19 protein-coding genes and 1 riboswitch are annotated in these 20,227 nt (G+C 68.8%); of the genes, 13 read left to right on the top strand and 6 right to left on the bottom strand.

What is annotated here, in order from left to right:
* Window positions 1–9: 9 nt before the first annotated feature.
* From AMK34_RS41160 to AMK34_RS41150, 3 genes are read right to left on the bottom strand one after another with little or no spacing between them, the layout of a single operon-like run.
* The gene (locus AMK34_RS41160) at window positions 10–699 is read right to left on the bottom strand and encodes a hypothetical protein (protein WP_038509601.1); all 690 of its coding nucleotides are present in this window, start codon (window positions 697–699) and stop codon (window positions 10–12) included.
* Complete coding sequence (locus tag AMK34_RS41155) at window positions 696–1,583, bottom strand: ABC transporter ATP-binding protein (RefSeq protein ID WP_073849151.1); 888 nt, start codon at window positions 1,581–1,583, stop codon at window positions 696–698. The genes AMK34_RS41160 and AMK34_RS41155 overlap by 4 nt, the downstream gene beginning before the upstream one ends.
* Window positions 1,580–1,957: a GntR family transcriptional regulator gene (locus tag AMK34_RS41150; RefSeq protein ID WP_016336380.1), complete on the bottom strand. Its 378-nt coding sequence runs from the start codon at window positions 1,955–1,957 to the stop codon at window positions 1,580–1,582. Before AMK34_RS41150 ends, AMK34_RS41155 begins: the two co-directional genes overlap by 4 nt.
* 163 nt (window positions 1,958–2,120) lie before the next feature.
* Between AMK34_RS41150 and AMK34_RS41145 the strand changes: the two genes are divergently transcribed.
* Together AMK34_RS41145 and AMK34_RS41140 are read left to right on the top strand one after the other, a co-directional pair.
* Window positions 2,121–2,444, top strand: a complete 324-nt coding sequence (locus AMK34_RS41145; RefSeq protein ID WP_034323457.1) for a PadR family transcriptional regulator — start codon at window positions 2,121–2,123, stop codon at window positions 2,442–2,444.
* Window positions 2,441–3,685, top strand: coding sequence for a DUF1700 domain-containing protein (locus tag AMK34_RS41140; protein ID WP_073849150.1), 1,245 nt, complete (start codon window positions 2,441–2,443; stop codon window positions 3,683–3,685). Before AMK34_RS41145 ends, AMK34_RS41140 begins: the two co-directional genes overlap by 4 nt.
* A 124-nt stretch (window positions 3,686–3,809) precedes the next feature.
* On the opposite strand, the gene AMK34_RS41135 is transcribed toward AMK34_RS41140, so the two are convergent.
* The gene (locus AMK34_RS41135; RefSeq protein ID WP_038509609.1) at window positions 3,810–4,334 is read right to left on the bottom strand and encodes a general stress protein; all 525 of its coding nucleotides are present in this window, start codon (window positions 4,332–4,334) and stop codon (window positions 3,810–3,812) included.
* A gap of 228 nt (window positions 4,335–4,562) precedes the next feature.
* Here AMK34_RS41135 and AMK34_RS41130 point away from each other — a divergent pair, with 228 nt between their 5' ends.
* From AMK34_RS41130 to AMK34_RS41080, 11 genes are all read left to right on the top strand, one after another.
* Window positions 4,563–5,927 carry a glutamine synthetase family protein gene (locus tag AMK34_RS41130; RefSeq protein WP_083650152.1) on the top strand — a complete coding sequence of 455 codons (1,365 nt, stop codon included), beginning with the start codon at window positions 4,563–4,565 and terminating at the stop codon, window positions 5,925–5,927.
* A complete protein-coding gene (locus AMK34_RS41125) occupies window positions 5,908–6,621 on the top strand; it encodes a gamma-glutamyl-gamma-aminobutyrate hydrolase family protein (RefSeq protein WP_038509610.1) in 714 nt (237 codons plus the stop codon). Before AMK34_RS41130 ends, AMK34_RS41125 begins: the two co-directional genes overlap by 20 nt.
* Window positions 6,618–7,982 (top strand): aldehyde dehydrogenase family protein, encoded by a 1,365-nt coding sequence (locus tag AMK34_RS41120; protein ID WP_038509612.1) that lies wholly within the window; start codon window positions 6,618–6,620, stop codon window positions 7,980–7,982. Before AMK34_RS41125 ends, AMK34_RS41120 begins: the two co-directional genes overlap by 4 nt.
* Before the next feature lie 2 nt (window positions 7,983–7,984).
* Window positions 7,985–8,752, top strand: coding sequence for a 3-oxoacyl-ACP reductase (locus AMK34_RS41115; RefSeq protein ID WP_037342142.1), 768 nt, complete (start codon window positions 7,985–7,987; stop codon window positions 8,750–8,752).
* 370 nt (window positions 8,753–9,122) lie between these two features.
* A riboswitch (glycine riboswitch) is annotated at window positions 9,123–9,216 on the top strand.
* 142 nt (window positions 9,217–9,358) lie between these two features.
* The gene (gene gcvP, locus AMK34_RS41110) at window positions 9,359–12,190 is read left to right on the top strand and encodes an aminomethyl-transferring glycine dehydrogenase (RefSeq protein WP_073849149.1); all 2,832 of its coding nucleotides are present in this window, start codon (window positions 9,359–9,361) and stop codon (window positions 12,188–12,190) included.
* 8 nt (window positions 12,191–12,198) lie between these two features.
* Window positions 12,199–13,290 (top strand): glycine cleavage system aminomethyltransferase GcvT, encoded by a 1,092-nt coding sequence (gene gcvT / locus AMK34_RS41105; RefSeq protein ID WP_038509615.1) that lies wholly within the window; start codon window positions 12,199–12,201, stop codon window positions 13,288–13,290.
* Window positions 13,291–13,307: 17 nt separating this feature from the next.
* Complete coding sequence (gene gcvH, locus AMK34_RS41100; protein ID WP_038509617.1) at window positions 13,308–13,685, top strand: glycine cleavage system protein GcvH; 378 nt, start codon at window positions 13,308–13,310, stop codon at window positions 13,683–13,685.
* A 1-nt stretch (window position 13,686) separates the two neighbouring features.
* Window positions 13,687–14,955, top strand: coding sequence for a serine hydroxymethyltransferase (gene glyA, locus AMK34_RS41095; RefSeq protein ID WP_073849148.1), 1,269 nt, complete (start codon window positions 13,687–13,689; stop codon window positions 14,953–14,955).
* Window positions 14,952–15,953 carry a lipoyl synthase gene (gene lipA, locus AMK34_RS41090; RefSeq protein WP_016336367.1) on the top strand — a complete coding sequence of 334 codons (1,002 nt, stop codon included), beginning with the start codon at window positions 14,952–14,954 and terminating at the stop codon, window positions 15,951–15,953. Before glyA ends, lipA begins: the two co-directional genes overlap by 4 nt.
* Before the next feature lie 16 nt (window positions 15,954–15,969).
* A complete protein-coding gene (locus AMK34_RS41085; RefSeq protein ID WP_073849147.1) occupies window positions 15,970–17,343 on the top strand; it encodes an L-serine ammonia-lyase in 1,374 nt (457 codons plus the stop codon).
* 88 nt (window positions 17,344–17,431) lie between these two features.
* Complete coding sequence (locus AMK34_RS41080; RefSeq protein ID WP_016336365.1) at window positions 17,432–18,154, top strand: FadR/GntR family transcriptional regulator; 723 nt, start codon at window positions 17,432–17,434, stop codon at window positions 18,152–18,154.
* Here AMK34_RS41080 and AMK34_RS41075 read toward each other — a convergent pair.
* Together AMK34_RS41075 and AMK34_RS41070 are read right to left on the bottom strand one after the other, a co-directional pair.
* Window positions 18,128–19,798 (bottom strand): SulP family inorganic anion transporter, encoded by a 1,671-nt coding sequence (locus AMK34_RS41075; RefSeq protein WP_073849146.1) that lies wholly within the window; start codon window positions 19,796–19,798, stop codon window positions 18,128–18,130. The genes AMK34_RS41080 and AMK34_RS41075 overlap by 27 nt on opposite strands.
* A 4-nt stretch (window positions 19,799–19,802) precedes the next feature.
* Entirely contained in the window at window positions 19,803–20,132 is a 330-nt protein-coding gene (locus AMK34_RS41070) for an ArsR/SmtB family transcription factor (protein ID WP_007031391.1), read from the bottom strand.
* Between the last annotated feature and the right edge of the window lie 95 nt (window positions 20,133–20,227).

Here is a 20,227-nt window from a genome sequence, read left to right as displayed (position 1 = left end):
GAAGGATTCTCAGACGGTGACGCGGCGCATCGTGGCGAACCCGCCCGCCCCGGCGAGGCAGACCATCAGGGCGAGCACCCCGGTCATCCCGCCGACGGTCAACGTGCTGAAGAACTCTCCGAGCTTCGGCCAGGAGTCGGTCCAGCTGAGCAGCAGCACCCCGCCCAGCAGCACCAGGACCTGCGCCGCGCCGAACAGGACGACACCCACCACCGCGGCGCGCCGGTAGATCAGGCCGTACCACATGCCGTAGACGAACATCAGCAACAGGAACACGAACGACGTGAGCAGTGTCAGGTACCAGGGACCGTCGAGCAACCAGGGAACGCGGAAGTAGTTGAGACCGAGCCCCCAGCCTCCGGTCGCGTCTTCGATCACCTGGAACACGGTGACCCCCACCGCGTACACCGCGGAGAGCCCGGCGACCAGCAGGATCGTGCCGAGGTAGTAAGACCGCCTCGACACACCGAGCGCGAGCCCGAACGGGAGCGATTTCGTCATGCTCAGTGCCCCGCAGACGAGCATGAACACGAACAGCGTGAACAGGCCGCCGGAGTAGTTCTCCTCGGGTGTTTCGGGGATCAGCGAGAAGATCGCGAGATTCACCCCGAAGGCGAAGAACGTGACGCCGACCGGGAGGACGACGTACTGGAGCCGGTCCACCAGGTGGTAGCGCGCGACGTTGACCAGGGTGTTCATGCGGACGCCTCCTCTGCGGTCTGTCCGTTGGAGGTGTGCACCATCAACTGCTGCAAGGAAAGCGGCTCCAGCTTGAGATGCAGGGCCTTCGCCTTCGCCTTGTCGGCGGGGCCGAGCGCGTCGGCGACGGTGACCGAAGCGCGCGACCCGATCTTGCGGCGGTGCAGCACCCGGCGGCCGGCGACGAAGTCGTCCACCGCGAGGGAGGGGCCGGAAACCGTGACGGCAGTGCCGCGCAGTTCGTCGGCGGGCGCGTCGAGGACGACGCGGCCCTTGTCGATCATCACCACGTGCTCCAGCAGATCGGCGACCTCGTCGATCAGGTGCGTGGAAAGCAGGATCGTGCGGGGATGGGCCGAATAGTCGTCGAGCAACCGGTCGTAGAACAGTTGGCGTGCGACGGCGTCGAGTCCCGCGTACGGCTCGTCGAGCAGCGTGAGCTCCGCCCGGGCCGCGAGCCCGATCGTGATCGACAGCGCCGAACGCATCCCTCGCGAGAGCTTCTTGATCGGGCGTTTCGTCGGCAGATCGAAGTCGCGGAGCAGGTCTTCGGCCAGTTCCGCGTCCCAGTTCGGGTAGAACCACGACGCCGCCGAAAGGGCGTGCCGCACCTTGAAGTCCGGGAACTGCTGGTCTTCGCGGACGAGCACCAGGCGCCGCAGCACCCGCTCGTTCTCGACCGGGGTCTCGCCGAACACACGGACCGAGCCCGCGCTGGCGAACTCCTGCGCGGTCACGATCCGCAGGAAGGTGCTCTTGCCCGCACCGTTGCGGCCCAGCAGGCCGGTGATCTTTCCTTCTCCGATGTCGACCGAGACATCGCCGAGCGCGAGATGGTCGCCGTAGCGCCGGGTCAGGCCGGTGGTCGAAATGGTCGGCGTCATGCGGCGGGTCCTCCGTTCCGGTGTCCGTTCCCGCGGATGAGCGAGATCAAGGTTTCGTCGTCGATGCCGAGGCGCTTCGCTTCGATGAGCATCGGGTCGAGGTACTGCTCGGCGAACCGCTGCCGCCGGTCGGTGAGCAGCTTCTGCCGCGCGCCGGCGGCGACGAACATGCCGATACCCCGTCGCTTTTCGAGCAGGCCGTCGTCGGCCAGCACGTTGATCCCCTTGGCCGCCGTCGCCGGATTGATCCGGTAGAAGGCGGCGAGTTCGTTGGTTGACGGCACGCGTTCCCCCTCGGCCAGGCTTCCCTCGGCGATGTCGTCGGCGATCTGTTCGGCGATCTGCACGAACAGGGGTGTTCCTTCGTCGAGCACGACACCTCCGTCCCCAGTCTTCGAGCACCCTCTCGGGTGCGGTGGTTCATTACTGGACTAAGTAACCCATGAACCACCTCTTCGGCGCAAGTGGCTTCCGCCGTGCGCACTACTGTGTAATGCGTGGTACCTTCTGTTGCGTAAGACTGGGAGGGACGCGACTGTGGAGATCAGTCAGCTACTCAAAGGCGTGCTGGACCTCGCCGTTCTCGCGGTGCTTCGCGGAGAGGACGGCTACGGCTACGACGTGCTCCGAAGACTCCGTATCGCGGGGTTGCAGGAAGTGGGCGACGCTTCGGTGTACGGGACGCTTCGGCGGCTGTACAAGGCAGGCCTGCTGACGTCCTATGTGGTGCCGAGCGAGGAAGGCCCGCACCGCAAGTACTACAGCCTCAACGAGCCGGGTCGTCAGCGCCTCGAAGAGTCGGGGCAGACCTGGCGGACTTTCGCCACGACAATGAACAGCCTGTTGGGAGAGGCAGCATGAGCACGCAGAATCCGACCGCCGTGCGGGTGTATCTGGCGAGGGTCAGGAGCGCGCTCGCCGACCTGCCCGAGAGCGAAGTCGAGGAGATCCTCGAAGACGTCCGGCCGCATCTCGCCGAGATGGAGGCGGAGCTGGGGGAGAACCCCAAGGTCGACGCCTTGATCGAGCGTCTGGGGAGCCCGGAAGGCTATGCCGCCGAACTGCGGGCGTCCGGCGGCTATCCGCCGCGTCCGCCCGACGCGGGCGACAAGACCGCCGTGCTGAAGGTGAAGACCGGGATCGGCGGGGCGCGGTTCGCGTTCTGGGGCTTGGTGTTCTCCGTCGGCGGCTTCGCGTTGTTCGGCTTCGCGGCCGCGGTGTGGGTGCGGGTGGAACCGTTGCTGGGCCTGCTTTTCGTCGCACCCGTACTCGCGATCAGCGTCGCCTACGTGGTGCGGAAGGGGGTCGCCCCGATCGTCGAGCTGCCCGAGGTGGTCAAGCTCCGCGAGATCGCCGCCTCGTTCCAGAAGGACCGGAACGGCAAGGGGCTGAACTACTTCCGCACGCTCAAGCCGGCGTGGTGGGTGCTGTGCGCGGCGGTGCTGGTCATCTTCGGCCTGCTGCTCGTGCTGCGCGACACCGAGGCCGTGCTGTTGTTGCCGCTGATGCTGCTGGCCGCCGTCGCGGTGGTCTGGGCGGGGCCGAAGCTGAAGACCGACCGGCGGCTGCTGTGGCTGGCCGTGCCGATCTCGGCGTTCGTCATCGGCAGCATGCTCGGCGGGGCGGGCGCGGCGGTCGACCTGATCGCGAAGCGGTCCTATGGCGGCGGTTCCTACAACAGCTCCTATGGGCCGAGCTACAACGACAGCTACGGGAACCCGCAGCTGACGTACGGCAGCCAGGACGTGGAGAACATCTACGCGTTCGACGCCGAAGGCAAACCGCTGACCGAGATCTACCTCTACGACGAGAACGGCCGCCCGCTCAGCACGACCCGGTACGCCTGCGAGCAGAGCACGGGCGAGAAGCGGAAGATCGGCGACGACAACCGCTATCCGCGGCCGCGGCTCGATCGGGGAGTCCGGGACAACGACGGAAACCTCAACGGCTACAACGGTTACCGCAGCTACTGTCTGGAAAGGACGGACGTGCCGTTCAGCGCGGCGATCCCGAAGATCACCCCGGCTCCGCCTTCCACGACCGCCCAGGCGCCGCCGTCTTCCCCCGCGTCGCCGTCGAACTCCACCCAGCCGACGCGCTAGGTGGCCCGGGTGGAGGCGGACGTCGGGGGCCGCCTCCACCCGCGTTTCGTCCTCTGAATGCGATGGTTCGCGATGCCAACGACCGCATTCAGAGGACGAAACGCGGCGCCTCGTGGGGTGAGGCTCAGTGGTTGAACGCGCTCCTGGCGGCCAGGTCGGCCAGCAGGGCGCGGCCCTTCTCGGCGTTGCGCGGCTGGGCCAGGACGTCGTAACGCCGGGCGACCAGCTGGCTCTGCGAGATGAACCCTCGCTTGTTCTTCGACGACGCGTACCCCAGCGCGCCGAACAGCAGGTTGAACCCGATACCGCCGACCAGGCCGACAATGATCGGCACCAGCCCGGCGCCCGGGTTCAGCAGGCTCAGCACGAGCCCGAGGAACACACCGAACATCGCGCCGGACAGCGCCGAGCTGGTCAGCACCTTGCTCCAGCCCATGCGTCCGGCGATGCGCTCCACCAGGATCGGCTCGACACCGACGATCGTGACGTCCGTGATCGGGAAGTCCGTTCCCGCGAGGTGGTCGACGGCACGCTGCGCTTCGGAGTAGGACTCGTAGGAGCCGATCGGCCACCCGCTGGGCAGCGTCGGGAGCTGAGCCCGCCCCTGGGGCTCGGTGAACGTGGTCTGCTGCGTGAATGCCTGTGTCATTCCTTCTCACCTCTCTTGATCCGTACAACGTCCCGGATGCGCGGATCTCCTCCCGGTGCGGCGGGATTCACAGCATCTTCTCAGCCGGGCATCACAGACAATCCGCCCAGGGATCAACTACGGTGAGCAATGGATAACGAACCAGACCATTGAAGGAGTTGACCGGGTCCGGTCGACCCGGTAGGAAGAAGCCGCAAAGGTACCGCTTCGAACCTTTAGGTGAGGCTGATGGCGAACAGGCGCGGCATGCTCACGCTGGATCGGCTCCGGGAACTGGTCGAGGACGGCACCGTCGACACGGTGCTGGTGGCGATCACCGACATGCAGGGCAGGTTGCAGGGCAAGCGCTGCGCCGCCGAGTACTTCCTCAACGAGGTCGTCGAGCACGCCACCGAAGCGTGCAACTATCTCCTCGCCGTCGACGTGGACATGAACACCGTCGACGGCTACGCGATGTCGTCCTGGGAGACCGGCTACGGCGACTTCGTCATGCGCCCGGACTTCGACACGCTGCGCCTGCTTCCGTGGCAGGAGGGCACCGCGCTGGTCCTCGCCGACCTCGAACGGGTGCAGGGCGGCGCGGTGGCCCCCTCGCCCCGCCAGATCCTGCGCGGCCAGCTCGACAGGCTCGCCGAGCGCGGTCTCGCCGCCTACGTCGGCACCGAGCTGGAGTTCATCGTCTTCGACGACACCTTCGAATCGGCCTGGGACAAGCGCTATCAGGACCTTCGCCCGGCCAACCAGTACAACGTCGACTACTCGATGCTCGGCACCGCCCGGATCGAACCGCTGCTGCGTCGCATCCGCAACGACATGGGCGGAGCGGGGCTGTACGTCGAGTCCGCCAAGGGCGAATGCAATCCGGGCCAGCACGAGATCGCGTTCCGCTACGCCGACGCGCTGACCACCTGTGACAACCACAGCGTCTACAAGACCGGGTCCAAGGAGATCGCCGCACAGGAAGGCAAAAGCCTCACGTTCATGGCGAAGTACAACGAACGCGAGGGCAACTCCTGTCACATCCACATCAGCCTGCGCTCGGCCGCGGGCGAACCCGTCCTGGCCGGAGACGGCCCAGGTGGATTCTCGCCGCTGATGGAGCATTTCCTCGCCGGCCAGCTGGCCGGACTGCGTGAGCTGACCTACTTCTTCGCGCCGAACATCAACTCCTACAAGCGGTTCGTGCCCGGGAGCTTCGCGCCGACGGCCGTCGCGTGGGGTACGGACAACCGCACGTGCGCGCTCCGCGTCGTCGGGCACGGGGATTCGCTGCGCACGGAGAACCGCGTGCCCGGCGGCGACGTGAACCCGTACCTCGCGGCGGCCGCGCTGATCGCGGCCGGGCTGCACGGTATCGAGAACGAACTGGAGCTGGAGCCGGAGTTCCACGGCAACGCCTACGGTTCCGCCAAGCCGACCGTGCCGACCACGCTGCGGGACGCGGCGGCGCTGCTGGACGGGAGTGAACTCGCGAGGTCCGCGTTCGGGGACGAGGTCGTCGACCACTACCTGAACGCGGCGAAGGTCGAGCTCACCGCGTACGACGCCGCCGTCACCGACTGGGAGAGGATCCGTGGCTTCGAACGGCTCTGAGCCCCTGATCGGGCTCACGTCCTATTTGGAACCAGCGAAGTTCCTGGTGTGGGAGACCGAAGCGGCGCTGCTCCACCGGGTCTACGTCGACGGGATCGTCGCGGCGGGCGGGATCCCGGTCCTGCTGCCGCCGGTGAGCGAGGCACACGATCGGCTGATCTCCGCCGTGGACGGTCTCGTGCTGGTCGGCGGCGCGGATGTCGACCCGGCACGTTACGGCCAAGAGCAGCACGCGACGACGTACACGAGGCCGAACCGGGACGCGTTCGAGTTCGGCCTGCTGCGGTCCGCTTTGGACAGTGGGAAACCGGTGCTCGGCGTGTGCCGCGGGCTGCAGGTGCTCAGCGTCGCGCTGGGCGGCACGCTCGTCCAGCATCTGCCGGAGACGGTGGACAATGCGGATCACCAGCCCTCGCCGGGGATCTTCGGCACCACTACGGTGACGCTTGCCGAGGGCAGCCGCGTCGCGTCGATCCTCGGCGCCGAGACCAAGGTGCCGTGTTACCACCATCAGGCGATCGACAAGCTCGGTGACGGGCTGGTCCCGGCCGGCTGGGCCGCCGACGGGACCATCGAGGCGGCCGAACTGCCCGGCGACGGGTTCGTACTCGGCGTCCAATGGCATCCCGAACAGAATCCCGACGACATCAGGCTTTTCGAAGCGCTGGTAAAAGCTGCGAAGGAGCGCGAATGACCACGTTCGAGGTGATCAACCCCGCCACCGAGGAGGTGGTGAGGTCGGTCGAACCGACCTCGGCCGAGGAGACCGACGCGGCCATCGCCCGTGCGCACGCGGCGTTCCCCGCCTGGCGCGCGGTGGCCCCCGGCGACCGGGCGCGGCTGCTGCGCCGGTTCGCCGACGCCGTCGACGCCGACATCGAGCACCTCGCCGCGCTGGAGGTCGCCAACGCCGGCCACACGATCGGCAACGCGCGCTGGGAGGCGGGCAACGTCCGCGACGTGCTGACGTACTACTCGGCATCGCCCGAACGGCTGAGCGGCAAGCAGATCCCGGTGCCCGGTGGCGTGAACATGACGTTCCACGAGCCGCTGGGCGTGGTCGGGGTGATCGTGCCGTGGAACTTCCCGATGCCCATCGCGGGCTGGGGGTTCGCGCCGGCGCTCGCCGCCGGGAACACCGTCGTGCTCAAACCCGCCGAACTCACCCCGCTCACCGCGATCCGCCTCGGCGAACTCGCCCGGGAGGCAGGAATCCCCGAAGACGTCTTCCAGGTGCTTCCCGGCAAGGGATCCGTGGTGGGGCAGCGCTTCGTGGACCATCCGGCGGTGCGGAAGGTGGTGTTCACCGGCTCCACCGAGGTCGGCAAGCAGATCATGGCGGGCTGTGCCGCGCAGGTGAAGCGGGTGACCCTGGAACTCGGCGGCAAGAACGCGAACATCGTGTTCGCCGACGCCGACCTGGAGAAGGCCGCGGCCACCGCGCCGTACGGCGTCTTCGACAACGCCGGGCAGGACTGCTGCGCGCGGTCGCTGATCCTGGTGCAGTCGAGCGTGTACGAGAAGTTCATGGAGCTGCTGGAACCCGCCGTGAACGGTGTCGTCGTCGGGGATCCGCGGCTGGAGGTCACCGAGATGGGCCCGCTGATCTCGGCGGGGCATCACGCGAAGGTGTCGTCCTATGTGGACGATTCCGCGCCGGTCGCCTTCCGGGGCAACGCGCCCGTCGGCCCCGGGTACTGGTTCGCGCCGACCGTCGTCACCCCGCCGGATCTGCGGCATCCGCTGGCCTCGGACGAGATCTTCGGCCCGGTCGTCGCGGTGGTCCCGTTCGACGGGGAGTCGGACGCGGTGACCATGGCGAACCAGACCGAGTACGGGCTGTCCGGCTCGATCTGGACCCGCGACGTCGGCCGCGCCTTCCGCGTCGCGCGCGGCGTCGAAGCCGGGAACCTGTCGGTCAACTCGCATTCGTCCGTCCGGTACTGGACGCCGTTCGGCGGATTCAAGCAGTCCGGGCTGGGCCGTGAGCTGGGTCCGGACGCCGTCGACGCCTTCACCGAGACCAAAAACGTCTTCATCAGCACGGAGGAATAGGAATGGTTCAGCGTTTCGAAGGCCGCGTCGCCGTCATCACCGGCGGCAGCAGCGGGATCGGCCTCGCCACCGCGCGGCGGCTGGCGAGCGAAGGCGCGAAGGTCGTCATCGGCGATATCTCCGCCGAGGCGGGCAAGGCCGCGGCCGACGAGGTCGGCGGCCTGTTCGTGCAGGCCGACGTCACCGACGCCGAGCAGGTCGAGGCCCTGTTCCAGACCACTGTGGACACCTTCGGCTCGGTCGACGTCGCGTTCAACAACGCCGGTATCTCCCCGCCCGAGGACGACTCGATCCTCACCACGGGCATCGACGCGTGGGAGAAGGTGCAGAAGGTCAACCTGACGTCGGTGTACCTGTGCTGCAAGGCGGTCCTGCCGCATATGCAGCGGCAGGGGAAGGGCTCGATCATCAACACGGCGTCGTTCGTCGCGGTGATGGGCGCGGCGACGTCGCAGATCTCGTACACCGCGTCCAAGGGCGGGGTGCTGGCGATGAGCCGGGAACTGGGCGTGCAGTTCGCGCGGGAGAACATCCGGGTGAACGCGCTGTGCCCGGGTCCGGTGAACACGCCGCTGCTCAAGGAACTGTTCGCGAAGGACCCCGAGCGGGCCGCGCGGCGGCTGGTGCACGTGCCGGTCGGGCGGTTCGCGGAGCCGGAGGAGATCGCGGGCGCGGTCGCGTTCCTGGCGAGCGACGACGCCTCGTTCATCACGGCCTCGCAGTTCCTGGTGGACGGCGGCATCTCGGGCGCCTACGTCACGCCGCTCTGACCCCGGGCCCGCGTTTAGTCCTCTGAATGCGGTTGGTCTGTCCGTGAAGGCCTCCTTGAGAGACCCAGAGTCCCTCAAGGAGGCCTTCACGGCCTCCGGGCCGGCCGTCGCGCCCGGGCCGGGGGCCGAAGGACGCTTTCCCCTCGTCTCATGCGGTGAAGGGCCCCTTCACCCCGGGCCCTGCCGCGCCCCGGCGCGTTTAGTCCTCTGAATGTGGGCCGTAACTCGCGTGATCGGGGCCGGAACTCGCGTGCTTGGAGGCGGAACTCGCGTGATCAAAGCCGGAACTCGCAAGTGACGTGGTCGGTGGGAAGTAGACGCGCGCTGAACAGGCCAGGTACGGTGTGCGCACAACTGCAGATCGGGCCGTCGAGCTGGAGCGGGAGAGCCCCCACGAACGTGGTGGGGCACCGAAGGAGCAAACTCCCCGGAATCTCTCAGGTACCCACTACCGCTTCACGCGAGGCCACTCTGGAAAGCAGGCGCGCAAGTGCGCCTCACCCAAGGTGAAAGCCACCCTCATCGGTGGTGAAACTCTCAGGTGCCATGACAGAGGGGGAGTTCCCAGCGCACCGGTCTATCCGGCGCCTGACCCAAGGAGCTCCCTTGACCAGTACGTCCTTCGACGACCGGCACATCGGCCCCTCGGAGTCCGAGCAGGCCAAGATGCTCGCCGAGGTCGGCTTCGGCAGTCTCGATGCCCTGGTGCAGGCCGCGGTGCCGTCCGCGATCCGCGTCACCCGCGACCTCGACCTTCCCCCCGCCGCGTCCGAAGAGGACGCCATCGCCGAGCTTCGCGCGCTCGCCGCGCTCAACAAGCCGATGACGCAGATGATCGGCCTCGGCTTCCACGACACGGTCACCCCGGCGGTCATCCGCCGCAACGTGCTGGAGAACCCGGCCTGGTACACGGCCTACACGCCGTATCAGCCGGAGATCTCGCAGGGCCGTCTCGAAGCCCTCCTCAACTTCCAGACCATGGTCTCCGAGCTGGCCGGTCTCGCCACCGCGAACGCCTCCCTGCTCGACGAGTCCACCGCCGTCGCCGAGGCCGTCATGCTGATGCGCCGCGCGTCGAAGGCGAAGTCGAACAAGGTCGTCCTCGACGCCGAGTGCCTGCCGCAGACCATCGCCGTCGTCCGCACCCGCGCCGAGGCCATGGGCGTCGAGGTCGAGGTCCGCGACCTGCTCACCGGCCTGCCGGAGGAGTTCTTCGGCGTCGTCGTCCAGTACCCGGGCGCTTCCGGCGTGCTGCGCGGCGCGGGCTTTTACTCCGCCATCTCCGAGACCGCGAAGGCCGCCGGCGCGCTGTACACCGTCGCCGCCGACCTGCTCGCCCTCACCTTGATCACCGCGCCGGGTGAGTTCGGCGCCGACATCGCCGCCGGTTCCACCCAGCGCTTCGGTGTCCCGCTCGGCTACGGCGGCCCGCACGCCGGGTTCATGGCCGTCCGCGCCGGGCTCGAGCGCTCGCTCCCGGGTCGCCTGGTCGGCGTCTCGGTCGACGCCGACGGCAACCCCGCGTACCGCCTCGCCCTGCAGACCCGCGAGCAGCACATCCGCCGCGAGAAGGCCACCTCCAACATCTGTACCGCGCAGGTCCTGCCCGCCGTGCTCGCCGCGATGTACGCGGTCTACCACGGTCCGGACGGCCTCAAGCGCATCGCGACCCGCGTCCACGAACTCGCCGCCGGACTGGCGGGAGCCCTCCGCGAGGGCGGCGTCGAGGTCGTCCACGAGGGCTTCTTCGACACGGTCCTCGCCCGCATGCCCGGACAGGCCGAAGCGGTCGTCGCGGTCGCGCGGGAGAACGGGATCAACCTCGGCCCGGTCGACGCCGACCACGTCCGCATCGCGGTCGACGAGGTCACCACGCCCGCGATCATCGCCAAGGTGCTCAACGCTTTCGGCGTCGACACCCCCGCGGCCGACGCCCAGGCCCTGCCCTCGGGCCTTGACCGCCAGAGCGAGTACCTCACCCACGAGGTCTTCCACTCACACCGCTCCGAGACCGCGATGCTGCGCTACCTGCGGAGCCTTTCGGACCTCGACTACGCGCTCGACCGCGGCATGATCCCGCTCGGCTCCTGCACGATGAAGCTCAACGCCACCACCGAGATGGAGCCGATCAGCTGGCGCGAGTTCGCGGGGATCCACCCGTTCGCGCCCGCCGACCAGGCCGAGGGCTACCACACCCTGGTCGAGCAGCTGTCGGGCTGGCTGGCCGAGGTCACCGGCTACGACAAGGTGTCGCTGCAGCCGAACGCGGGCAGCCAGGGCGAGCTCGCCGGTCTGCTCGCGATCCGCGCGTACCACCACGCCAACGGCCAGACCGAACGCGAGGTCTGCCTGATCCCGTCGTCCGCGCACGGCACGAACGCCGCCTCCGCGGTGATGGCCGGGATGCGCGTCGTCGTGGTCAAGTGCACCGACGAGGGCAACGTCGACCTCGAAGACCTGCGGGCCAAGGTCGAGGCCAACCGCGACACGCTGTCCGCGATCATGGTCACGTACCCGTCCACGCACGGCGTGTACGAGAACGGCATCGACGAGCTGGCCAAGATCGTCCACGACGCGGGCGGCCAGGTCTACGTCGACGGCGCGAACCTCAACGCGCTGCTCGGGCTCGCCAAGCCGGGTGAGTTCGGCGGCGACGTCTCGCACCTGAACCTGCACAAGACCTTCTGCATCCCGCACGGCGGCGGCGGCCCCGGCGTCGGCCCGGTCGCGGTCCGCGCGCACCTCGCGCCGTACCTGCCGAACCACCCGCTGCTGGAGAAGGCCGGTCCCGAAACCGGGGTCGGCCCGATCAGCGCCGCCCCGTACGGCTCGGCGTCGATCCTGCCGATCTCGTGGGCGTACGTCCGCATGATGGGCGCGGGCGGGCTCACCGCCGCGACGCAGGTCGCCGTGCTCGCCGCGAACTACGTGGCCAAGCGCCTCAACCAGCACTACCCGGTGCTCTACACCGGACAGGACGGCCTGGTCGCGCACGAGTGCATCCTCGACCTGCGCGGGCTCACCAAGGAGACCGGCGTCAGCGTCGACGACGTCGCGAAGCGCCTGATCGACTATGGCTTCCACGCTCCGACCATGTCGTTCCCAGTCGCGGGCACGCTGATGGTCGAGCCGACCGAATCCGAGGACCTCGGCGAGATCGACCGCTTCATCGCGGCGATGATCGCCATCCGCGCGGAGATCGACGCCGTCGCGCAGGGCAAGTGGGCCGCGGACAACAGCCCGCTGCGCAACGCCCCGCACACCGCCGAGACCCTCGTCGGCGACTGGGACCTGCCCTACGACCGCGAACTGGCGGTGTACCCCGCCGGAGTGAACCGCAAGTCCAAGTACTGGCCTCCGGTGCGCCGCATCGACGGTGCGCGCGGGGACCGTAACCTCGTCTGCTCCTGCCCGCCGCTCAACGCCTACGAGAACTGAGGCACTTGATGTCGAAAGAGACGTCCCTGCACGGAGTCCACAAAGGACTGGGTGCGCTGTTCACCGATTTCGCGGGCTGGTCGATGCCGATCCGCTACTCCAGCGAACTGGCGGAGCACAAGGCGGTCCGCGAGGCCGCCGGTCTGTTCGACCTCTCGCATATGGCCGAGATCGAGGTGACCGGCCCGCAGGCCGCCGACACCCTCGACTTCGCGCTGGTCGGCAACCTGTCCGGCGTGAAGCCGGGCCGGGCGCGCTACACGATGATCTGCGACGAGAACGGCGGCGTGCTGGACGACCTGGTCGTCTACCGCCTCGCCGACGAGAAGTTCCTGGTCGTGGCCAACGCGGGCAACGCCGCCGTGGTGGCCGAAGCGCTGGCCGAGCGGGTCTCGGGTTTCGACGCGGTCGTCGAGAACAAGTCCGAGGACGTCGCGCTGATCGCCGTCCAGGGCCCGAAGGCCGTCGAGATCCTCGGCGCCGTCACCGACGCCGACCTGGGCGCGCTCAAGTACTACGCGAGCGTCCCGGCCGTCGTGAAGGGTCACGACGTCCTGCTGGCCCGCACCGGCTACACCGGCGAGGACGGCTTCGAGCTGTATGTCCCGGCCGGTGAGGCACCCGCCGTCTGGCGCATCCTCACCGAGGCCGGCGAGCCGCACGGCCTGCTCCCGGCGGGCCTCGCCTGCCGCGACACCCTGCGTCTCGAAGCCGGAATGCCGTTGTACGGCAACGAACTCAGCCTCCAGCTGAGCCCGTTCGAGGCCGGTCTCGGCCGGGTGGTCAAGTTCGAGAAGCCGAACGACTTCGTCGGCAAGGCCGCGCTCGAAGAGCTGTCCAAGAAGGACGTTCCCCGGGTCCGCGTCGGGCTCAAGGGCTCCGGCCGCCGCGCGCCGCGTCACGGCTACACCGTCCTGGCGGGCGAGACCGAGATCGGCGAGGTCACCAGCGGTGCCCTCTCGCCGACGCTGGGTTACCCGATCGCCATGGCCTACGTGGACCGGGAGCACTCCGAGCCCGGCACCGAGCTTTCCGTCGACATCCGGGGCCGTATCGAGCCCGTCGAGGTCGTCGCCCTGCCCTTCTACTCCCGCGCCTGAAAGGCCCTTCCGACATCATGAGCATCCCCCAGGACCTGAAGTACACGAAGGAACACGAGTGGCTGAACGTCGCCGACGGCGTCGCCACCGTGGGCATCACCGCCTTCGCCGCCGAGTCGCTCGGTGACATCGTGTTCGTCCAGCTCCCTTCGGTCGGCGACACCGTCACCGCGGGCGAGGTGTTCGGCGAGGTCGAGTCGACCAAATCGGTCAGCGAGCTGTACGCACCCGTGGACGGCGAGGTCGTCGAGGTGAACGAGGCCACAACGGACACCCCCGAGCTCATCAACTCGGACCCGTACGCCGAAGGATGGCTCCTGAAGGTGCGTCTGACCGGCGACGTGCCCGCCCTGCTCGACGCCCAGGCATACGCCGTCCTGACCCAGGAGAACTGAGATGTTCAACGCTGCCCTGTCCGAAGTGGACCCCGAGGTCGCCACCGCCGTCGCGGCCGAACTCGACCGGCAGCAGTCGACCCTGGAGATGATCGCCTCGGAGAACTTCGCCCCGGTGGGCGTGCTCGAGGCGCAGGGTTCGGTGCTGACGAACAAGTACGCCGAGGGCTACCCCGGCCGCCGCTACTACGGCGGTTGTGAGCACGTCGACGTCATCGAGCAGCTGGCGATCGACCGCGCGAAGGCCCTCTTCGGCGCCGAGCACGCCAACGTCCAGCCGCACTCGGGCGCGCAGGCCAACGCCGCCGCGATGGTCTCGGTGCTCAACCCCGGCGACACCATCCTCGGTCTCGACCTCGCCCACGGCGGGCACCTGACCCACGGGATGAAGATCAACTTCTCGGGCAAGCTCTACAACGTCGTCGCGTACCACGTCGACAAAGAGACCGGGATCGTCGACATCGAGGAGATCGAGCGCCTCGCCAAGGAGCACAAGCCGAAGCTGATCATCGCCGGCTGGTCGGCGTACCCGCGTCAGCTCGACTTCGCCGAGTTCCGCCGTATCGCCGACGAGGTCGGCGCGAAGGTCATGGTCGACATGGCGCACTTCGCCGGTCTGGTCGCGGCCGGGCTGCACCCGAGCCCGGTGCCCTACGCCGACATCGTCACCACGACCACGCACAAGACCCTCGGCGGTCCGCGCGGCGGCATCATCCTGTCCCGCCAGGAACTCGCCAAGAAGATCAACTCGGCGGTGTTCCCCGGCCAGCAGGGCGGCCCGCTGGAGCACGTCATCGCCGCCAAGGCCGTCGCGCTCAAGATCGCCGCGAGCGAGGAGTTCCGCGAGCGTCAGCAGCGCGTGCTCGAAGGCGCGAAGATCCTGGCCGACCGCCTGTCGCGCACGGACTGCAGCGAGGCCGGCGTCCGCGTGCTGACCGGCGGGACCGACGTGCACCTGGTGCTCGTCGATCTGGTCAACTCCACTTTGGACGGTCAGCAGGCCGAGGACCGGCTGCACTCGGTCGGTATCACGGTCAACCGCAACGCCGTCCCGTTCGACCCGCGCCCGCCGATGGTCACCTCCGGCCTGCGGATCGGCACCCCGGCGCTCGCGACCCGCGGCTTCGGCGCCGAGGACTTCGCCGAGGTGGCCGACATCATCGCCGAGGCGCTGCGCCCGGACTTCGACGAGGACCTGCGCCAGTCGCTGTCCGCCCGGGTCGAACTGCTGGCCAAGAAGCACCCGCTGTACGCGGACCTCAGCCGATGAGCGCGCTCCCCGAGGGGCGCAAACTTCTCCGGCTGGAAGTCCGCAACGCGCAGACCCCGATCGAGAAGAAGCCGCCGTGGATCAAGACCCGTGCGCGCATGGGTCCGGAATTCACGGAGCTCAAGGGCTTGGTCAAGCGTGAAGGCCTCCACACCGTGTGTGAGGAGGCCGGTTGTCCCAACATTTACGAGTGCTGGGAAGACCGTGAGGCGACGTTCCTGATCGGTGGCGACCAGTGCACCCGGCGCTGTGATTTCTGTCAGATCGACACGGGCAAGCCGGAGGCGCTGGACCGGACCGAGCCGCGCAAGGTGGCGGAGTCGGTGCAGGCGATGGGCTTGCGCTACTCGACGGTGACCGGTGTCGCGCGCGATGACCTGGAGGACGGTGGTGCGTGGCTGTACGCCGAGACCGTCCGTCAGATCCACGCGTTGAACCCGGGTACCGGTGTCGAGTTGTTGATCCCGGATTTCAACGCGGATCCGGACCAGCTGGCCGAGGTCTTCGGTTCACGTCCCGAGGTGCTCGCGCACAACGTCGAGACCGTGCCGCGGATCTTCAAGCGGATCCGGCCGGGTTTCCGGTACGCGCGGTCGCTTGAGGTCATCACGAAGGCTCGTGAGGCCGGTCTGGTGACGAAGTCGAATCTGATCCTCGGCATGGGTGAGACGCCGGAGGAGGTGGCTCCGGCGATGAAGGATCTGGTGGACGCGGGCTGCGAGATCCTCACGATCACCCAGTACCTGCGCCCGTCGCCGCGGCATCATCCGGTGGACCGCTGGGTTAAGCCGGAGGAGTTCGTCGAGCATTCGAAGGCAGCCGAAGCGATGGGCTTCGCTGGTGTGATGGCCGGGCCGCTCGTACGCTCGTCGTATCGGGCCGGTCGCCTGTTCGCCCAGACGAAGGCCCACCGCGGCGAAGCGCTGTCGGAGAATTTGGCCCATCTCGCCGCCGAAGGGCCCGCGGCCCAAGAGGCCAGCTCACTGCTGGCCAGATAGGAAGGAGGGCAGATCAATGGCGATCAGCGTCTTCGACCTGTTTTCGATCGGCATCGGCCCCTCCAGCTCCCACACGGTGGGCCCGATGCGCGCCGCACTGACCTTTGTGGACGGTCTGGCGGCCGACGGTGACCTCACCGCCACGGCACGCGTGCAGAGCGAGCTCTTCGGCTCGCTCGGCGCGACCGGGTTCGGGCACGGCAGCGACAAGGCCGTGCTGCTCGGGCTGTCCGGGGAGCGTCCGGAGGAGATCGACACCGACACCGTGCCCGGCAAGATCGCGGCGATCCGCGAATCCTGCCGGTTGAAGGTGCGCGGCGAGCACGAGATCGTGTTCACCGAGGACACCGACCTGACCATGCACCGGCGGAAGTCGTTGCCGGCGCATCCGAACGGGATGATCTTCCGCGCGTTCGACGCCGACGGGAAGGTGCTGCGCGAGCGCACCTACTACTCCGTCGGCGGCGGGTTCGTCCGCGACGAGTCCTACGAGACCGACACCGTCGTCGTCGAGGACTCGACGAAGCTGGAGTTCCCGTTCCGCACCGGCGCGGATCTGCTGAAGCACTGCGAGGACACCGGGCTGTCCATCAGCGAGGTCATGCTGCGCAACGAACTCGCGTGGCGCACCCGCGAGGAGATCCGCGAAGGGCTGCTGGAGATCTGGCAGGTCATGGCGGAATGCGTGCGCAACGGCTGCGAGCACGAGGGCGTCCTGCCGGGCGGCCTGAAGGTTCCGCGTCGCGCCAAGGCGTTGCACGAGAAGCTGCTCGCCGAGGACGGCGTCGGCGATCCGTTGTACGCGATGGACTGGGTGAGCCTGTACGCGCTGGCGGTCAACGAGGAGAACGCCGCGGGTGGCCGCGTCGTCACCGCGCCGACCAACGGCGCGGCGGGGATCATCCCGGCCGTTCTGCACTACTACCAGCGGTTCATCCGGGGCTCGTCGGACGACGGCATCGTGACGTTCATGCTCACCGCGGGCGCGATCGGCTCGATCCTCAAGCAGACGGGGTCGATTTCGGGCGCCGAGGTCGGTTGCCAGGGTGAGGTCGGTTCGGCCAGCGCCATGGCCGCAGCCGGGCTCACCGAGGTGCTCGGCGGTTCACCCGCGCAGGTGGAGAACGCCGCCGAGATCGGCGTCGAGCACCACCTGGGGCTCACCTGTGACCCGGTCGGCGGGCTGGTGCAGATCCCGTGCATCGAACGCAACGCCGTCGGCGCGTCGAAGGCGATCCACGCGGCGCGGATGGCGATGCGCGGCGACGGTTCGCACGTCGTGACGCTGGACAAGGCGATCAAGACGATGCGCGAGACCGGTGCCGACATGAGCGTGAAGTACAAGGAGACCGCGCGCGGCGGCCTCGCCGTGAACGTCATCGAGTGCTGACGGCCCGCATTTAGTCCTCTGGATGCGGTAGTTGCACACGCAAGTACCGCATCCAGAGGACGAATTGCGGGCCGCCTAAACTCGAAGGGTGGAGTCGAGCACGGTCGCGAACGCGGGTGACGCGCTGTTCCGCCCGGTGCGCGCGGGCAACGCCTTCGAGGAGACCGTCGAAAGGCTGCTCCAGGCGATCCGGCTGGGCGTGGTGGGCGCGGGGGAGCGGCTGCCCTCGGAACGCGAGCTCGCCGAGCGGCTCGGGGTCAGCCGGGTGACGCTGCGCGAGGCCATCCGCGCGCTGTCCGACGCGGGCTACGTCGAGTCGCGGCGCGGACGGTACGGCGGCACGTTCGTCAACGACGTCCTGCCCGACCCGCCCGCCGCCGACGGCCGGAAGGTCGACAACGCCACGCTGGAGGACGCGCTCGGTCTCCGGCACGTCCTGGAGACCGGTGCCGCCGAGATGGCGGCCTCGCGTTCGCTCAGCCCGGCCGACCGGCAGCATCTGACCAGCACGCTCGCCGAGGCCGCGGCGGCCGACGTCGGCGATTACCGGCGCAAGGATTCGCGGCTGCATCTGGCGATCGCCGAGGTCACCGCGTCCGGCTCGCTGACCACGGCGATGGCCGACGCGCGGATGCGGGTCAACCAGCTGCTCGACATGATCCCGCTGCTGGAACCGAACCTGGAGCATTCCAACGCCCAGCACGAGGCCATCGTCGACGCGATCCTCGCCGGGGACTCCGAGGCGGCCCGCCGGGCGATGACGGAACACGTCGAAGGGACCGCGTCACTGCTTCGCGCGTTCCTCGCTTGAGGTCAGCAGCGCGTGCGCGAAATCGATGGCGTGCGGTGTATCCGGGAAGACCCGGCCCTCCGCGCGGAGCCGGTCCGCAACGCCGAGCTCGTCGAGCACCTTCTCGTGGCCGGGTTTGATCCCCGACACCAGCACCGTGATCCCGCGATGTTCGAGGCGTTCGATGGCGTCGCGCAGGACGAGGGCGCCGGTGGCGTCGATGGCCGACACCCGTGACATCCGGAGGATGACCACCCGGACGTCGGCGACCTCGGAGAGCTCCAGCAGGAACTGGTGCGCCGCTGCGAAGACCAGCGGTCCATCGAGCCGGAACGCGACGATGTGCTCGTCCAGGAGCGCCCGTTCCTCGGCCACGTGATCGGCGTGGTCGAGCGCCACCTCTTCGATGCGAGCCGCCTTCGCGATCGCCCGCAGGGCCAGCGCGCCCGCCACGACGAGGCCGAGGATGACCGCGGTGACCAGGTCCAGGATCAGCGTCGCGGCGGCGGTGAGCACGAGGACCAGCGCGTCACGCCGGGTCGAACGCAGGAGCGCGCGGACCGAACCCGCCTCGACCATGCGGACGGCCGTGGCCAGCAGCACCCCGGCGAGCGCCGCGATCGGGATCGTGGCCACGAGCGGCGCCGCCGCGAAGACGATCACCGCCAGCACCATCGCGTGAGTGAACGAGGCCAGCCGCGACTTCGCCCCGGCGCGGACGTTGACCGCGGTGCGCGCGATCGCCGCGGTGGCGGGCACGCCGCCGAACAGCGGGGTGACGAGGTTCGCGAGGCCCTGCCCGAAGAGTTCCCGGTCCGGGTCGTGGCGTTCGTTGACGCTCATCGCGTCGGCGACCGTGGCCGACAGGAGGCTTTCCAGCGCGGCCAGCGCCGCGACCGCGACGGCTGAGGGAGCCAGCGCGCCCAAGGTCGACAGATCCAGGAAGTCCAGCGAGGGCGCGGGAAGACCGTTGGGCAGTGCGCCGATACGAGCGACCGGCAGCTGCGCGAAATGACTCACGAGGGTCGCGACGGCCACCGCGACCAGCGAGAACGGGATCGACGGCCGCCACCTCGCGCCGAGCAGCATCAGGGCGGCGACCCCGGCGGCGATCGCGATCGACGGCCAGGCCGGATGCCCGGCGAAATCGGCCACCGCCTTCGCCGCGACGACGGCCACCTTCTCACCCTCCGGAGTGGCGACGCCGAGCGCGGCGGGAACCTGCTGCAGCGCGATCACCCCGGCGATGCCCAGCGTGAAGCCCTCGACCACCGGTGTCGGCACGTAGCGCATGTACCGGCCGGCGCGGGCGACCGCGAGCAGGAGCAGCAAGACCCCGGCGAGCAGGCCCACCGTCAGCACGCCGCCCGCCCCGTGCGTGGCCATGATCGGCACCAGCACCACGGTCATCGCGCCGGTCGGCCCGGACACCTGGAGGTTGGAGCCGCCGAAGATCGCGGCCAGCGCGCCGGCGACGATCGCGGTGACCAACCCGGCTTCGGCCCCGAGGCCGGACGAGATGCCGAAGCCCAGCGCCAGCGGCAGGGCGACGATCGCGACGGTCAGGCCCGCCGTGAGGTCGCGCCGGGGAGCGCGTTTGAGCGTCCGCAGGTCTTCACGTCCGGGCAGGAGCGAGCGCAGTTCCGAAAGTCTCAGACCCGCCACGCCGTCACTCCGCGTCGCGTAGCTGGGCGAGCAGGGCGTTCTGGTCGGCCAGCAGCTCGGTGAGGATGCGCCGGGCCGCGCGCAGGAGCTCGACGACGTCGCCGCCGGCGAGCGCGTACACCACCGTCGAGCCCTCGCGGGTCGAAGTGACGATTCCCGACCTGCGCAGGACGGCCAGCTGCTGGGAGAGGTTGGAGGCCTCGACCTCGATCTCGGCGAGCAGTTCGCGGACGGCCTTCGGGCCTTCGGCGAGCAGCTCCAGTACACGGATCCGGACCGGGTGGCCCAGCATGCGGAAGAACTCCGCCTTGGCCTGGTACAGGGGGACGGGCATCTGTTCACATTATCAAATGAAGAATTCTTCAAGTCGTGAACAGGAGGCAGTTTGGTGACTTTCCCACAACCTTTTCACTCGTTCGGGCGTCTAAC

Origin of the sequence: Amycolatopsis sp. CB00013 (assembly GCF_001905755.1) — a bacterium.
GTDB classification, from domain to species: Bacteria; Actinomycetota; Actinomycetes; order Mycobacteriales; family Pseudonocardiaceae; genus Amycolatopsis; species Amycolatopsis japonica.
This window is presented reverse-complemented; position numbering and strand designations above follow the sequence as displayed.

What these genes read in the sequence shown, in the direction of transcription:
- AMK34_RS41135 (WP_038509609.1), bottom strand. Translation starts at nt 4,334, where the DNA reads ATGACACAGGCATTCACGCAGCAGACCACGTTCACCGAGCCCCAGGGG.
- AMK34_RS41085 (WP_073849147.1), top strand. Translation starts at nt 15,970, where the DNA reads ATGGCGATCAGCGTCTTCGACCTGTTTTCGATCGGCATCGGCCCCTCC.
- gcvH (WP_038509617.1), top strand. Translation starts at nt 13,308, where the DNA reads ATGAGCATCCCCCAGGACCTGAAGTACACGAAGGAACACGAGTGGCTG.
- AMK34_RS41115 (WP_037342142.1), top strand. Translation starts at nt 7,985, where the DNA reads ATGGTTCAGCGTTTCGAAGGCCGCGTCGCCGTCATCACCGGCGGCAGC.
- gcvT (WP_038509615.1), top strand. Translation starts at nt 12,199, where the DNA reads ATGTCGAAAGAGACGTCCCTGCACGGAGTCCACAAAGGACTGGGTGCG.
- AMK34_RS41140 (WP_073849150.1), top strand. Translation starts at nt 2,441, where the DNA reads ATGAGCACGCAGAATCCGACCGCCGTGCGGGTGTATCTGGCGAGGGTC.
- AMK34_RS41155 (WP_073849151.1), bottom strand. Translation starts at nt 1,583, where the DNA reads ATGACGCCGACCATTTCGACCACCGGCCTGACCCGGCGCTACGGCGAC.
- glyA (WP_073849148.1), top strand. Translation starts at nt 13,687, where the DNA reads ATGTTCAACGCTGCCCTGTCCGAAGTGGACCCCGAGGTCGCCACCGCC.
- AMK34_RS41120 (WP_038509612.1), top strand. Translation starts at nt 6,618, where the DNA reads ATGACCACGTTCGAGGTGATCAACCCCGCCACCGAGGAGGTGGTGAGG.
- AMK34_RS41070 (WP_007031391.1), bottom strand. Translation starts at nt 20,132, where the DNA reads ATGCCCGTCCCCCTGTACCAGGCCAAGGCGGAGTTCTTCCGCATGCTG.
- AMK34_RS41160 (WP_038509601.1), bottom strand. Translation starts at nt 699, where the DNA reads ATGAACACCCTGGTCAACGTCGCGCGCTACCACCTGGTGGACCGGCTC.
- lipA (WP_016336367.1), top strand. Translation starts at nt 14,952, where the DNA reads ATGAGCGCGCTCCCCGAGGGGCGCAAACTTCTCCGGCTGGAAGTCCGC.
- AMK34_RS41130 (WP_083650152.1), top strand. Translation starts at nt 4,563, where the DNA reads ATGGCGAACAGGCGCGGCATGCTCACGCTGGATCGGCTCCGGGAACTG.